8 protein-coding genes and 1 CRISPR repeat array are annotated in these 15,480 nt (G+C 72.8%); of the genes, 4 read left to right on the top strand and 4 right to left on the bottom strand.

The window, feature by feature from the left end:
* Nucleotides 1–141: 141 nt before the first annotated feature.
* The gene (locus FOF52_RS07055; protein WP_248593025.1) at nt 142–2,133 is read right to left on the bottom strand and encodes a beta-galactosidase; all 1,992 of its coding nucleotides are present in this window, start codon (nt 2,131–2,133) and stop codon (nt 142–144) included.
* Between the two features lie 72 nt (nt 2,134–2,205).
* Between FOF52_RS07055 and FOF52_RS07050 the strand changes: the two genes are divergently transcribed.
* From FOF52_RS07050 to FOF52_RS07035, 4 genes are all read left to right on the top strand, one after another.
* Nucleotides 2,206–4,467 (top strand): glycosyl hydrolase family 95 catalytic domain-containing protein, encoded by a 2,262-nt coding sequence (locus tag FOF52_RS07050; RefSeq protein WP_248593024.1) that lies wholly within the window; start codon nt 2,206–2,208, stop codon nt 4,465–4,467.
* 199 nt (nt 4,468–4,666) lie between these two features.
* Complete coding sequence (locus FOF52_RS07045; protein ID WP_248593023.1) at nt 4,667–5,575, top strand: fructosamine kinase family protein; 909 nt, start codon at nt 4,667–4,669, stop codon at nt 5,573–5,575.
* A 151-nt stretch (nt 5,576–5,726) separates the two neighbouring features.
* The gene (locus FOF52_RS07040; protein WP_248593022.1) at nt 5,727–8,024 is read left to right on the top strand and encodes a TIM-barrel domain-containing protein; all 2,298 of its coding nucleotides are present in this window, start codon (nt 5,727–5,729) and stop codon (nt 8,022–8,024) included.
* A gap of 64 nt (nt 8,025–8,088) precedes the next feature.
* Nucleotides 8,089–10,869: a cellulose binding domain-containing protein gene (locus FOF52_RS07035; protein WP_282573918.1), complete on the top strand. Its 2,781-nt coding sequence runs from the start codon at nt 8,089–8,091 to the stop codon at nt 10,867–10,869.
* Nucleotides 10,870–11,163: 294 nt separating this feature from the next.
* Nucleotides 11,164–14,429: a CRISPR direct-repeat array (repeat unit 29 nt; unit sequence CGGTCCATCCCCACGTGCGTGGGGTTCAC).
* 204 nt (nt 14,430–14,633) lie between these two features.
* Here the strand turns inward: FOF52_RS07035 and FOF52_RS07030 are convergent.
* The 3 genes from FOF52_RS07030 to FOF52_RS07020 all read right to left on the bottom strand — a co-directional run bounded on the left by FOF52_RS07030 (nt 14,634) and on the right by FOF52_RS07020 (nt 15,479).
* On the bottom strand, nt 14,634–14,945 hold the full coding sequence (locus FOF52_RS07030; protein ID WP_248593021.1) for a hypothetical protein: 312 nt from the start codon (nt 14,943–14,945) through the stop codon (nt 14,634–14,636).
* Nucleotides 14,942–15,154, bottom strand: a complete 213-nt coding sequence (locus FOF52_RS07025; protein WP_248593020.1) for a hypothetical protein — start codon at nt 15,152–15,154, stop codon at nt 14,942–14,944. Before FOF52_RS07025 ends, FOF52_RS07030 begins: the two co-directional genes overlap by 4 nt.
* 85 nt (nt 15,155–15,239) lie before the next feature.
* Complete coding sequence (locus FOF52_RS07020) at nt 15,240–15,479, bottom strand: hypothetical protein (RefSeq protein WP_248593019.1); 240 nt, start codon at nt 15,477–15,479, stop codon at nt 15,240–15,242.
* Nucleotide 15,480 lies beyond the last annotated feature (1 nt).

Raw genomic sequence — 15,480 nt, 5'->3', positions numbered from 1 at the left:
GCGGTTCCTCCTCCTCCCGACCGCGCCGACCCGTCACCGTCCGGGCGTGAGGGCCGGGCCGTCCAGATCCCCCCGCCTGGCTCCGTTCCCCTCCCCGGGACCAGGCGGGGGAGAGCGTCGGCCGTGACCTTCCCCTCCCGGTCACGGCCGACGCGCCCCCCGGAACACGGCAACCCCTCCGGGGGGCACGGTCAGCGCCGCGGCGTCGACGCCGGAGAGCACGTCCTGGCCGTTGCCGGGCAGGTCCACAGCGGCCGCGGGCACCGGCCGACCGCCGTGGTTGAGCACGAACACCCAGGTCTCCTCCCGGGTGTGCCGACGTACCACCTCCACGTCGGGGGGAGGGGTGGTGCGCGCGGGCGGGCAGGCGCGGGACAGGACCTTCCCCAGGGCGTCGTCTCCCAGATCGCAGGAGACGTACCAGACCTGTCCCGCGCCCCGCCCGGTGCGGGTCACGGCCGCGCGGCCGGCCAGCGGACCGTCCGCGTAGCGCGCCTCAACACGGGCGTCGACCACGTCGAGGTACTCGCTCCAGGACCGGGCGCACCCCCAGTCGGAGCCGTCGGCGCCGCGCACCCCCACCCGCTCCTCGCGCGGGTCCAGCGGGTGGTGCTGCAGGACGCGCACCCCCAGCAGGTCGCGCAGCGCCCCCGGACAGCCCCCGCGGTGCACCCGCGCGTGCTCGTCGGCGGTGCCGCTGAGATAGGTGGCCACCAGGGTGCCGCCGCGCGCGACGTAGTCGGCCAGGGCCCGCGCGGTCTGCTGCGAGGCCAGGTACAGCATGGGCGCCACCAGCAGCGGCAGGTCGGGCAGCGGCGCGCGCGGGGAGGCGAAGGCGGTGGTGCGGCCCTGGCGCCACAGCACCCGGTGGACCTGGCGGACCGCGGCGAGGTAGTCCAGGTCGGGGGAGGGCAGGGAGGGCGACTGCAGCGCCCACCAGCACTCCGGGTCCCACAGCACGGCCGCGTCCTCGGCCACCCGGGCCCCGCCCACGTCGGCCAGGCGGCCCAGCAGCGCCCCCAGTTCGCACACCTCGGCGAAGACCGGGGAGTCGGTCCCCGAGTGCGGCAGCATCGCCGGATGCCACTGCTCGGCGCCGCCCGCGGAGGCCCGCCACTGGAAGAACATCGCCCCCCGGGAGCCGCGCGCCACGTGGGTGAGGCTGTGCCGGAGGACCTCGCCGGGGGCCTTGGGGCGGGTGCGCGGGCCGAGGTGGCCGGTGGCCTGCTCCATCAGCAGCCAGGGGCGCCCCCCGCCCCAGGAGCGGGCCAGGTCGGCGGCGAAGGCGTGCTGGTGGGCGGCGTCGAGTCCGGTGCTGTCGGGGTAGACGTCGACGGCCACCAGGTCGGTGTCCGGAGCCCACCGCCACGGGTCGACCGGCACCCAGGAGCCGAACGCGAAGTTGGTGGTGACGGGCACGTCGGGAGCGGCGGCGCGCAGCACGGCGCGCAGGGCCCGGTAGTGGCCGCGCATCGCCTCGGCGAGGAAGCGGCGGAAGTCCAGCAGGTGGCCGGGGTTGGGCAGGTACTGGGTGGCGCGGGGCGGCTGGACCTGCTCCCAGGCCGAGTAGCGCTGGCCCCAGAAGGCGGTGGTCCAGGCGTCGTTGAGCGCATCCAGGCTGCCGTGGCGTTCGCGCAGCCAGGCGCGGAAGGCGCGGGCGGCGTGCTCGCCGTGGGTGTGGGTGCCGTACTCGTTGTGGACCCGCCACAGCCGCAGGGCGGGATGGCGGGCGTAGCGTTCGGCGAGGGCGCGGGTGATCCGCAGGGACGCCTCCCGGTAGGCGGGGGCGCACACGTCGTAGGTGTCGCGGCTGCCGTGGGTCAGCCGCACCCCCTGCGCGGTCACCGGCATGGCGTCGGGGTGGGCCAGGGTGAACCAGGGCGGCGGGGAGGCGGTGGGGGTGGCCAGGGCGGCGCCGATCCCGTTGTCGTGCAGCAGGTCCAGGACGCGGTCCAGCCAGCCGAAGTCGTAGCGGCCCTCCTCCGGTTCCAGCAGGCTCCAGGAGAACACGCCCACGGTGGCCAGGGTGACCCCGGCGCGCCGCATGAGCCGCATGTCCTCCTGCCAGACCGGTTCGGGCCACTGGTCGGGGTTGTAGTCGCCGCCGAACCACAGGGACGCTGGACCGGGCATACCCGTCCTCCTTATTTTGGCTACTAAACAAACTAACTATCCGGTCCCGACGCCCGGCACAAGGGAGCAGCCATGACCCGACCCGCCCCCCACGGGGTCACCACCCGCCTGCCCGCCGCCGACTGGGAGGAGGGCCTCGTCACCGGCAACGGCCGCCAGGGCGTCCTGGCGCACTCCGTGCAGACCCAGGTGCGCCTCACCCTCAGCCACGAACGGCTGTTCTGGCCGCTGGAGGAGCCGCTGCCCGCCCCGCACACCGCCCCCGCCCTGGCACAGCTGCGCGCCCTGCTGCGCTCGGGCGCCCCGCAGGCCGCCGCCGAACGCGTCGTGGAACTGGCCCGCGCCCAGCACCCCGGATACGCCCGCACCCGCTGGATCGACCCGCTCACCGGCGCGGGCACCCTCACCTTCACCCCCGCCGCCCCCGCCTGGGGCTCCCTGGTCCGCCACTGCGACCACGGCAGCGCCGTGGTGCGCGAGGAACTGCCCTGCGGGCTGCGCAGCGAGGTCTTCGTCTCCCGCGCCGACGACGTCGTGGTACTGCGCCTCAGCGCCGCCGACGGCGTTGACGGCACCCTCGGACTCGGACCGATCCCCGGCACCCCGCCCACCCCCGCCGACACCGTCCTGACCGCCGACGGCGACACGCTGGCCCTGCGCACCGCCTTCCCGCGCCCCTGGCCCACCACCCCCAGCGGCTACACGCTGACCTGCCGGATCACCGCCCCCGGCGCACGGGTGGAGCAGCGGGGCCCAGGACGGCTGCGCATCAGCGGCGCGGAACACGTGCTGGTCCTGGCCCGCACCACCCCCGCCCCGAGCCGCGGCCCGGACGGATTCGGGGCCGCCCTGGACGCGCTGGACCCCGACTTCGCCGCGCTACTGGACCGCCACACCCCCCGCCACGCCGACCTGGTGGGACGCGCCCGCATCCGCCTGACCCCCGCCGGGCAGGCCGCCCGGCCCCCCGCCACAGGAGAGGAACTGCTCGCCGCGGGCCCGAGCCCGCACCTCACCGAACGCCTCGTGCAGGCCGGCCACTACGCCGTCGTGTGCGCCACCGGGGAACGGCCGCCCACCCTGCAGGGCGTGTGGAGCGGCACCCACTCGCCGCCGTGGAGCTCCGGCTACACCCTCGACGGCAACCTCGCCTCCGCGGTGGCCGCCCTGCACCCGCTGGGCGCGCCGGAGCTGATGCTGCCGGTGTTCGACCTGGTGGAGTCCCTCGTCGACGACTTCACCGACAACGCCCGCCGCCTCTACGGCTGCCGCGGCGTGCTGGTGCCCGCGCACGTGTCCACCCACGGCCGCCACAACCACTTCGGCCCCACCTGGTGCCTGACCCTGTGGACCGCGGGCGCGGCCTGGCTGGCCCGCCTGTACTGGGACCACTACAGCCACACCCGCGACACCGGTTTCCTGCGGGAGCGGGCGCTGCCGTTCCTGCGCGCCGCCGCGGAGTTCTACGAGGACTTCCTCACCGACGACGGCTTCGTCCCCTCCTACTCGCCGGAGAACACCCCCGCCGACTCCGACTCCCAGGCCTGCGCCAACGCCACCATGGACGTCGCCGCCGTCCGCGACCTGGTCCGCAACCTGCTGCGCGCCCACCGCGTGCTCGGCCTGCCCGGGGCGCGGCGCTGGGCGGCGCTGGGCGCGCGACTGCCCGGCTACCGCGTCTCACCCGCCGGGGAACTGGCCGAGTGGGCCAGCGGCGCCGGGGGGCTGGCGCAGACCGACCGCCACGCCCACCGCCACGCCTCCCACCTGTTCCCGTTCTGGTACGAGGGCGATCCGGCCTTCGCCGACCCCCGGCTGCGCGCCGCCGCGGTGCGCGCCGTGCGCGCCCGCCTGGCCTGGTGGCGTTCGGCCGAGTCCGACGAGATGGCGTTCGGACTGGTCCAGCTGGGCCTGGCAGCGGCCCACCTGGGACTGGCGGGCGAGGCCCACGAGACGCTGGAGCTCATGGCCACCCGCTACTGGAGGCCCACCCTGGTCTCCACCCACAACCGGGGCGCGCTGTTCAACACCGACCTGTGCGGCGGGTTCCCGGCGGTGGTGGCGGCCATGCTGCTGCGGTCCCGGGAGGGCGGCGTCGACCTGCTGCCGGCGCTGCCCGCAGCCTGGCCCGAGGGGGAGGCGCACGGGTTGTGCGGGCGCGGCGGCGTCGTCGTGGAGCACCTGGAGTGGGCGGACGGGCGGATGCGGGCCCGGCTGAGCGCGCGCGAGCCCGTGCGCGTGCGCGTCGGCCTGCCCGACGGCACGGCGCGTGCGGTGGGACTGGCACCGGGCAGGACCGGGGAGGTGGCCGCACCGCTCACCCCGCGACCGTGAACGGGGAACGCGCCCCCGGCGCCTTCGTGGTCGTTTCCGGGGAGTCAGCCCCGGGCCGGGAGGGGCGCGAGTCGGTTGTCCGGCGGTGGCTGCGATTCCTCTGCTGCCGCACGTTCCGGTGCCCGTTCCGCTGCACGGGGCACACCGTCATCGAAAGTTCGGAGACGCCCTTGTGCGGAACAGGAACGGAGTGGTCTGCATGACCGGACGGTCCCCCCAGCCCGACCGCGACGTCGACGCCCTGCTGCGGCGCCGCCTGGCCGCGGCGGGCCTGGACGGAGTGGCCTCCCTGCGGCCGGTCGAGGGCGGTGTGGCCGCCGTCGCGCGCATCGCCGAGCTGTCCGACGGCTCCCGGGTCTTCGTCAAGACCCTGGCCGAGGCCCCCGGGGACGACCTGTTCCCCGTCGAGGCCGAGGGGCTGGCGGCGCTGCGCGACCTCGGCGGCGTCGCCACCCCCGAGGTGCTGCTGGTCACCCCCGAGATACTGGTGCTCCGGGCGCTGCGCCCCCGCCCCGACACCCCCGGCTTCTGGGAGCGGCTCGGGCACGCCGTGGCCGCCCTGCACACCACCACGGTCCACGACCGCTTCGGCTGGCACCGCGACGGCTGGCTGGGACGGAAACGCCAGTACAACGAGTGGCACACCGACGGCCACGAGTTCTACGCCCGGTGCCGCATCCTGCGCTGGCTGGACGAACCGCAGGTGGCCGCCGCCTTCGACCACGCCGAGCGCCGCGCGCTGGAGCGGCTGTGCGAGCGGCTTCCCGAGATCGTCCCCGCCGTCCCCGCGTCCCTGACCCACGGCGACCTGTGGACCAGCAACATCATCGCCGGAGTGGACGGCGAGCCGGTGCTCGTCGACCCGGCGGTCTCCTACAACTGGCCGGAGACCGACCTCAGCATGCTGTGGTGCACCCACCGCCCGCCCGAGTCCGCCCGCTTCTTCGACGCCTACGTCGAGGCCGCCCGGCCCGAGCCGGGCTGGCGGGAGCGGCTGCCCGTGCTGTACCTGCGGCAGCTGCTGTGCCTGATCGCCCACGACTATCCCGACCGGTCGCCGGCGGAGCGGGTCCGCGAGGTGATCGCGCCGTTCCACCGTCGCGCCTGAGGCAGGGCCGGGGCCGCACCCCCGGCGCCCCCGCCTGTCCCACCAGCCCCGCACGCCGGCGCGTGTTCTCTTTTGTACGGAACGTTGATTTTTGTTCGTTTGGAAGCCAAACTAATCGGGAGTGTCGTCCGCGCCCCCGCAAGGAGCCGTCATGCTCTACCGGCCTCCCATGGTCCCCCACGAGCGCTTCGTCGCCGACCCCCCGGCGCTGCCCGTCCCCCGCCCCGGCGATGCAGGCCCCGCCGCCGTCACCCGGGCCGACCTCGTCGAGGTCACCGACCGGGGGATCGAACTCAAGGCCGCCACCGCCACGGGCGAGACCCTCACCGCCAGCATCACCGCCTCCGCCGCCGGCGTCCTCCGCGTCCGCCTCGGCGCCCGCCCCGACGCCACCACCCGCGCCGCACGCGCCATCACCCTGGTCCACCCCGACCCCGACGCCACCGCCCAGGTCACCGTCGCCGACGACCACGTCGTCGTGGCCAGCGGCCCACTGCGCGCCCACCTCAGCCTCGACCCCTGGCACCTGCGCTTCCTCGACGACTCCGGCCGCCTGCTCACCGAACAGGACCGCGGCCACGTCGACATCAGCGGACGCTGCCGCACCCTGCCGTTCGGTCGCAGCACCGTCGAGGGCACCACCGCCTACCACGAGTCCCTCGCGCTGGCCGCGGACGAGCGCCTCGGCGGGCTCGGTGAACGCTTCACCCCCTTCGACCTGCGCGGACGACGGGTGCGCATGTGGAACTTCGACGCCTTCGGCGCCGAGTCCGACCGCGCCTACAAGAACGTGCCGCTGTACGTGTCCAGCCGCGGCTACGGCCTGCTGCTGGACACCGGCAGCCCCGCCGAGTTCGACATGGGCCAGTCCACGCACAGCTGCGTGCAGCTGGTCGTCCCCGACGACGTGCTCGACTACCACGTCATCGCGGGCCCCGGCCCCCGCGAGGTCTTGGACCGGTTCACCACCCTCACCTGCCGCCCCTCCCTGCCGCCCAAGTGGGCGCTGGGCGCCTGGATCTCCTCCGGGTTCATCCACGACACCCAGCAGCGCGTCATGGAACGCGCCCGCACCATCCGCGAGCGCGGCATCCCCTGCGACGTGCTGCACCTGGACTGCTACTGGCAGGCCGAGGGGCACTGGTCGGACCTGGACTGGGACCGCGAGGCCTTCCCCGACCCCGAACAGATGCTGGCTGACCTCGCCGAGCTGGGCTTCCGCGTCTGCCTGTGGATCAACCCCTACATCTCGCACCTCAGCCCGCACTATACGCACGCCGTCGAACGCGGCTACTTCCTGCGCCGCAGCTCCGGAGAGGTCTACCTCGCCGACGCCTGGCACGGCTCCCACCCGCCCGTGGGCATCGTCGACTTCACCAACCCCGAGGCCGCCGAATGGTACGCCTCCCGGCTGCGCCCCCTGCTCCAGCAGGGCGTGGCGGTGTTCAAGACCGACTTCGGCGAGGGCGTGCCCGCCGACGCGGTGGCCGCCAACGGCATGACCGGAACCGAGCTGCATAACGTCTACACGCTGCTGTTCAACGACGTCGTCGCCGAGACCACCCGCGAGGTCAGGGGCCACGACCTGGTCTGGGCGCGCTCCTCCTACCTGGGCGGGCAGCGCCACTCCGCCCAGTGGAGCGGCGACAGCCAGTGCAGCTTCCCCGCCATGGCCGCCACCCTGCGCGGCGGCCTCAGCCACGGACTCAGCGGCGTGCCGTTCTGGAGCCACGACGCCGGGGGGTTCAACGGCACCCCCGACACCGTGCTGTACGCGCGCTGGGCCCAGTTCGGCGCGTTCTCCCCGCTGGTGCGCTTCCACGGCACCACCACCCGCGAGCCCTGGCGCTTCGCCCCCGAGGCGGAGGAGGCGGCCAGGCAGGCGCTGCTGCTGCGCTACCGGCTCATGCCCTACCTGTACTCGGCGGCCGCGGTCTCGGCGCGCACCGGCACCCCGCTGATGCGCGCACTGTGCGTCGACCACCCCGACGACCCGCTGTCCTGGCAGGCCGAACTGGAGTACCTGCTCGGCCCCGACCTGCTGGTGGCGCCCGTCTGCGGCCCCGAGGGCGTGCGCGACGTCTACCTGCCGCCCGGCCGCTGGGTGGATTACTGGAGCGGACGCGTCCACGACGGCGGCCGCTCGGTGCGGCTGCACAGCCCGCTCGACCGCTTCCCGCTGTTCGTGCGCCTGGGCGCGCTCATCCCGGTGGCGGAGGCGGCCACCACCGTTGCCGACGGCCCGTTCTCCTCGATCACCCTGGTCAGCTGGGGCGGTCAGGGACGGCGCACCGTCCTCACCGACGTCGACGGCGACACCGTCGTCACCGCCGTCCGCGAAGGCGACACCCTGCGCGTCACCGTGGACGGCCCGGCCCCCGTCACCGGTGTCGAGATCGTTCCCGTCCACGGGCTCACCCCGCCCGAGCACGTGGAACTGCACCGCTGAGGGGCCCCAACCCCGGGCCCGGGACCGTCCCGGGCAGGCTCCACCCCCACATCAGGAGCATGACGTGACAACGACCGACCACCTGTCACCACCATCCTCGCCCGCTTCCCCGGGCAGACGCGGCGTCCTGGCCCGCGCGCTGGCCTGCGTCGCGACGGCGGCCACCGTGGCCGCGCTCGGCGCGGTCCACTCCGCAGCCGCCCCGGCCGTCGCGGACACCGGCTACACCTGGGGCAACGTCGAGATCGTCGGCGGCGGCTTCGTCCCCGGCATCGTCTTCAACCAGAGCGAACCCGACCTCATCTACGCGCGCACCGACATCGGCGGCGCCTACCGCTGGAACCCCGACACCGAGCGGTGGATCCCGCTGCTGGACCACGTCGGCTGGGACGACTGGGGCCACAGCGGCGTCGTCAGCATCGCCACCGACCCGGTCGACACCGACCGGGTGTACGCGGCCGTGGGCACCTACACCAACGACTGGGACCCCAACAACGGCGCGATCAAACGCTCCACCGACCGCGGGCGGACCTGGCAGACCACCGAACTGCCGTTCAAACTGGGCGGCAACATGCCCGGCCGCGGCATGGGCGAACGGCTGGCCGTCGACCCCAACGACAACAGCGTGCTGTACTTCGGCGCGCCCAGCGGCCACGGCCTGTGGAAGAGCACCGACCACGGCGCGACCTGGAACGAGGTCACCAACTTCCCCAACCCGGGCAACTACGCCGCCGACCCCTCCGACGTCGGCGGCTACCAGGGCGACAACCAGGGCGTGGTGTGGGTGACCTTCGACCCCTCCAGCGCCTCCCCCGGCCAGGTCACCCAGGACATCTACGTCGGGGTCGCCGACAAGGACAACACCGTCTACCGCTCCACCGACGGCGGCGCCACCTGGGAGCGCATCCCCGGCCAGCCCACCGGCTTCCTGGCGCAGAAGGGCGTGTTCGACCACGTCAACGGGCTGCTCTACATCGCCACCAGCGACACCGGAGGCCCCTACGACGGCTCCGACGGAGAGGTGTGGCGCTACGACGCCGCCACCGGCGCCTGGACCGACATCACCCCCGCCGACCCCGACGGCTTCGAGTACGGCTTCAGCGGCCTGACCATCGACCGGCAGAACCCCGACACGATCATGGTGGTCAGCCAAATCCTGTGGTGGCCCGACATCCAGGTGTGGCGCTCCACCGACCGCGGCGCCACCTGGAGCCGCATCTGGGAGTTCAGCGGCTACCCCGACCGGACCCTGCGCTACGACCACGACATCTCCGGGGCACCCTGGCTGCACTTCAACAACCAGGACAACCCGCCCGAGGTCAGCCCCAAGCTCGGCTGGATGACGCAGGCCTTCGAGATCGACCCGTTCGACTCCGACCGCATGATGTACGGCACCGGGGCCACCATCTACGGCAGCGACAACCTCACCGACTGGGACTCCGGCGGCACCGTCGACATCAGGGTCCGCGCCCAGGGCATCGAGGAGACCGCCGTGCAGGACCTCATCGCCCCGCCCGGCGCCACCGAACTGGTCTCCGCGCTGGGCGACATCGGCGGGTTCGTGCACGAGGACATCGACGTCGTCCCCGACGCGATGTTCGACGCGCCCTTCCACGGCAACACCCGCAGCATCGACTTCGCGGAACTGAGCCCGAACGTCATGGCCCGCGTCGGCGAGGCCGTCGACGGCGAGGTCGACTCCCACATCGGCATCTCCACCAGCGGCGGGTCCAGCTGGTGGGCGGGCCAGGAGCCGCCCGGCGTCACCGGGGCGGGCACCGTGGCGGTCAACGCCGACGGTTCGCGCATCGTGTGGAGCCCCGACGGCACGGGCGTGCACCACTCCACCACGCTGGGCTCGTCGTGGACCGCGTCGACGGGGGTTCCCGCGGGGGCGCGCGTGGAGGCCGACCGGGTCAACCCGGACAAGTTCTACGCCTTCGCCGACGGCGCGTTCTACACCAGCACCGACGGCGGCGCAACGTTCACCAAGTCCGCGGCCACCGGCCTGCCCACGCAGGGCAACATCCGCTTCGCGGCGGTGCCCGGCCACGAGGGCGACGTCTGGCTGGCGGGCGGCGAGGCCAACAGCACCTACGGCCTGTGGCGCTCCACCGACTCCGGGGCCACCTTCACCCGCTTCGGCGAGGTGGACGAGGGCGACGTGGTCGGCTTCGGCAAGCCCGCTCCCGGCAGGAGCTACCCGGCGGTCTACACCTCGTCGAAGATCAACGGGGTGCGCGGCATCTTCCGCTCCGACGACGCCGGGCAGACCTGGACGCGCATCAACGACGACCAGCACCAGTGGGCGTGGACCGGCGCGGCCATCACCGGCGACCCCGAGGTCTACGGCCGCGTCTACATCGGCACCAACGGCCGCGGCGTGGTCGTCGGCGACCTGACCGACCCGCCCACCGAGCCCACGGACCCGCCGACCGAGGACCCGACGGACCCGCCGACGGAGCCCACGGATCCGCCCACTGAGGAGCCGACCGACCCGCCGACGGAGCCCACGGACCCGCCCGGCGACGGCGCCTCCTGCGAGGTCTCCTACCGCGTCGCCAACGAGTGGGGCAACGGCTTCCAGAGCGAGGTGACGATCACCAACACCGGTGACAGCACGATCAGCGGCTGGGAACTGACGTGGTCCTTCCCCGGCAGCCAGCAGATCGCGCAGGCGTGGAACGCCGAGGTCACCCAGACCGGAGCGGACGTGACCGCCCGCGACGCCGGCTGGAACGGCACCATCGCCCCCGGCGGGACCGCGAGCTTCGGCTTCATCGGCTCCACCGCCCCGGGCACCGCTCCCAGCGAGTTCACCCTCAACGGCGAGCCCTGCGCCTGACCCGACCCCCGGCCCGCCCCAACCCCGCCCGGGGCGGGCCGGGACCCTCATCGACCACCGGACCCCGGCGGCCCGCACCCCTGACCCCGGTGCGGGCCGCCGCCCTGTCCGCCCGCTGGAGAAAGGGGCACCGCCCCGTGACCGTTCCAGGAGACGCGGGCCCGCGGCACTCACCGTGCCCGACGCCGCATCTCTGCTGACTACGCACGCCGACGGCACCACCCGCCACTGGCTGCCCACCCTCAACTCGTGGGGCTCGGGCACGTCCGGACGTCGACCTGGCGGTGCGGAGCAGGGTCCATCCCCACGTGCGTGGGGTTCACCGCTGGGCGGCCAGGCGGAGCCGGTCGTACTGCGGTCCATCCCCACGTGCGTGGGGTTCACCAGGCGCGCCGCCGCGCCGCCTCCTTGTTGGCCGGTCCATCCCCACGTGCGTGGGGTTCACGAACCGGGCTTTCGCGATCTGGCCTCGGTCGGCGGTCCATCCCCACGTGCGTGGGGTTCACGCGCACCCCGTTGCGGTCGGGCCGCTGTGGGGAGGTCCATCCCCACGTGCGTGGGGTTCACGCCGTCCATGCGGATCTTCACGCGGGCTCCTTCGGTCCATCCCCACGTGCGTGGGGTTCACGACCTGTCGACAGTCCTCCACAGAGGCAACACCGGTCCATCCCCACGTGCGTGGGGTTCACTCTCCCGGAGTCTGAGCCGTCCGCTTCTTGGCCGGTCCATCCCCACGTGCGTGGGGTTCACCCCACGCGGGCAGGAACAGGAAAAACCACGTGCGGTCCATCCCCACGTGCGTGGGGTTCACGCCACCCCCGACGGGCGGGCGGCGTGGCCACGGCGGTCCATCCCCACGTGCGTGGGGTTCACGACGGGTTGGCGGCGTCGAACTGGCCCACGGACGGTCCATCCCCACGTGCGTGGGGTTCACACGTAGGCGCCCACCCCGGGGCCGGTGCGGGTCGGTCCATCCCCACGTGCGTGGGGTTCACATCGAACCCGCGCCAGATGGCAGCAGGAAAACCGGTCCATCCCCACGTGCGTGGGGTTCACTGTCAGCCCCCACGTGCGCCCACACGTGGGGGCGGTCCATCCCCACGTGCGTGGGGTTCACCGCAGGGAACTGGCGTCGGGGTGATTCACCCCCGGTCCATCCCCACGTGCGTGGGGTTCACAGCATGAAGCTGTCGGCCACGCAGGCCGGAATCGGTCCATCCCCACGTGCGTGGGGTTCACAGCTCGGCAGCCAGACTCACAGCCGTGGTGGTCGGTCCATCCCCACGTGCGTGGGGTTCACCGGGCGGCAGCCCGCAGCCCGCGCGACCGCCGCCGGTCCATCCCCACGTGCGTGGGGTTCACACCCGCGTGCGGCGTCTCCGGGGGAATGGCTGCGGTCCATCCCCACGTGCGTGGGGTTCACCGGAGTCCAGCACGTATTCGGGCAGCGCGAACCGGTCCATCCCCACGTGCGTGGGGTTCACGCGCGTCACCGCCCGGCCGAGACCACAGAAAGCGGTCCATCCCCACGTGCGTGGGGTTCACGGTGGTGAGGACGTCGCGGGTGGCCTCGCCGCCGGTCCATCCCCACGTGCGTGGGGTTCACGCTTGCACTTGCGGGAGCGGCAAACCGGTTTGCGGTCCATCCCCACGTGCGTGGGGTTCACTCCGGCCGGATCAGTCCGCGCGCCGCTAGGGCCGGTCCATCCCCACGTGCGTGGGGTTCACCCAGCCTCCACGATCCTGCCCTTGTAGGAGCGCGGTCCATCCCCACGTGCGTGGGGTTCACCGCGTCGGCGGCGAGCACCTCGGCGAGCGCGTCGGTCCATCCCCACGTGCGTGGGGTTCACTAGTAGGCGACGACGTCCGCGGCGTCGCCGCACGGTCCATCCCCACGTGCGTGGGGTTCACACCTCCGCGCTCACGCTCGCCGAGACGTTTGGTGGTCCATCCCCACGTGCGTGGGGTTCACCGCGTCGGCGGCGAGCACCTCGGCGAGCGCGTCGGTCCATCCCCACGTGCGTGGGGTTCACTAGTAGGCGACGACGTCCGCGGCGTCGCCGCACGGTCCATCCCCACGTGCGTGGGGTTCACACCTCCGCGCTCACGCTCGCCGAGACGTTTGGTGGTCCATCCCCACGTGCGTGGGGTTCACCGCGTCGGCGGCGAGCACCTCGGCGAGCGCGTCGGTCCATCCCCACGTGCGTGGGGTTCACTAGTAGGCGACGACGTCCGCGGCGTCGCCGCACGGTCCATCCCCACGTGCGTGGGGTTCACACCTCCGCGCTCACGCTCGCCGAGACGTTTGGTGGTCCATCCCCACGTGCGTGGGGTTCACGAGCCCCCACAGACCACGGTCAGCCCTGAGTGCGGTCCATCCCCACGTGCGTGGGGTTCACGGAATCAACCACGGAGTACGCGAACCAAAATCCGGTCCATCCCCACGTGCGTGGGGTTCACCGCGGCGCGGAGTCCTCGAAATCGTCGAGCAGCGGTCCATCCCCACGTGCGTGGGGTTCACCGCACCGGCCCCGCCGAAACCGTCATCAAGGACGGTCCATCCCCACGTGCGTGGGGTTCACATCCTCGGTTTCCTGCTCGAGGAGCGGGGGGATCGGTCCATCCCCACGTGCGTGGGGTTCACTCTGGTCGGCGCTGCCACGGCCATGTTCGGTCCGGTCCATCCCCACGTGCGTGGGGTTCACCACGACTTCGACATCGACGGCGTCGTGTCCGACGGTCCATCCCCACGTGCGTGGGGTTCACGCGTGCCTGACCTCCCGCACGTGGTGGTGGTACGGTCCATCCCCACGTGCGTGGGGTTCACGTAACGCGCACGAGAAAAGCCCCGGAGAATCGCGGTCCATCCCCACGTGCGTGGGGTTCACACCTCACCCAACGGCGGCAGATCCAGCGTCACCGGTCCATCCCCACGTGCGTGGGGTTCACCGTGGGCCGGTCGTTCGCGGAAAGAATCGCGTCGGTCCATCCCCACGTGCGTGGGGTTCACGCCCAGCACGGGGACGCCGCATCCCGCGTGTCCCGGTCCATCCCCACGTGCGTGGGGTTCACTAGTAGGCGACGACGTCCGCGGCGTCGCCGCTCGGTCCATCCCCACGTGCGTGGGGTTCACGTCACCGCCACCAGACACAGGCGCCACCTGGACGGTCCATCCCCACGTGCGTGGGGTTCACCCGGCCCTGTACAGCAAGGCGCGCAAGAAGCGCGGTCCATCCCCACGTGCGTGGGGTTCACGCCTCCAGTGCGACCAGGCGGGCTGCGGCGTCCGGTCCATCCCCACGTGCGTGGGGTTCACCTGTGGCTCTCCCGCGCAGGGAAACTCCTCGCCGGTCCATCCCCACGTGCGTGGGGTTCACGTGGCGGTCCCGCAGGCGAGCCGGGCCGCCACCGGTCCATCCCCACGTGCGTGGGGTTCACACTGGATGATCCGCGCGTTCGTGCCGTCGACCTGGTCCATCCCCACGTGCGTGGGGTTCACGTTCGCCCGACGAGCGACGAGCGCCGCCGGGATGGTCCATCCCCACGTGCGTGGGGTTCACAGAAGATGACCTGCGGTTTTGTGGCGTGTTATCTCCGCGTGATCAGCCTTGCGGGGTGGGCTTTGCCTGTGGGGTTCAGCCTAGACCAGTTTCGCGGTGGCATTCCGCCTGTTTTGCTTGCCCGCCGTGTTCCGTGCAGCGGTTGGTCGTGTCGGTCGAGGGACTCCGGTGGGTGTCTGGTGAGGGAAGTTCTCACACGACTGGTCACGTGTGTGGGTGTTTGCGGACATCGTTGGGGTGGGCGATGACGTTGCCGGACAGTCTGAGCATGGGGGGCAGGCCGGGGGAGTTGGTGTAGCCCATGACCACATAGGGGTTTTGAGCGCGCCACACCCGGGTGCCGACGGGGTAGGCGTCGCGGAGTGCGGCCTGTTCCCGGCTGCGGGCGATGGCGACCAGCGAGGCGGCCAGGGTGCGGATCTGGGCGGGGGACAGTTCTTTGCCCTCGCGCCAGACTCGGTGTCCGCTGATGCGGTAGGCGCGGATTTCTTCGGGCGGGTTCGAGCTCTTGGTCACGGGGCCTCCTCTTCTTCTTCGTTGAGGAGTCCGGGGGTGGCGTAGGTCCAACGCTCGCCGGTCTGCTGGTAGAGGCCGGAGGCTCCGTGATGGGTGAGGAACAGGAAGCGTTCGGTGCCGTAGTCCTGGACCAGGGAGGCCAACTCGGTGCGGGTGAGGGCCAGTCCGTCCAGGGGACCGGCGTACAGGGTCACGAACTCGTCGGGCATGGAAGACGGGTACTCCGGGCGTGGCAGGAAATCGGGGGGTGGCCGGGGCCGGGGAAGGAACAGCCCCGGCCACGCTTGCGGGCGGCTACGGGAAGTACCAGTCGCGTCGGGGCAGCGGGGGCCGGGGCTGGCCGTCCAGGACCTCGGCGAGTTCCGCGACGGTGGCGGCGCAGACCAGCACGGCCGACCCGGTGCGCTGGAACCGCGGTGTGAGCACGGCAACCACTCCGGGCGCTTCGGAGGCGTCGTGGCACCGGCAGATCTCGCCGTACGGGAACCTGGCCCGGGCACGGAGCACCTCGACGGGGGGTGTGAGGGGGTACACG

It is taken from the genome of Thermobifida alba (assembly GCF_023208015.1).
In the GTDB taxonomy this organism is placed as follows: domain Bacteria; phylum Actinomycetota; class Actinomycetes; order Streptosporangiales; family Streptosporangiaceae; genus Thermobifida; species Thermobifida alba.
This window is presented reverse-complemented; position numbering and strand designations above follow the sequence as displayed.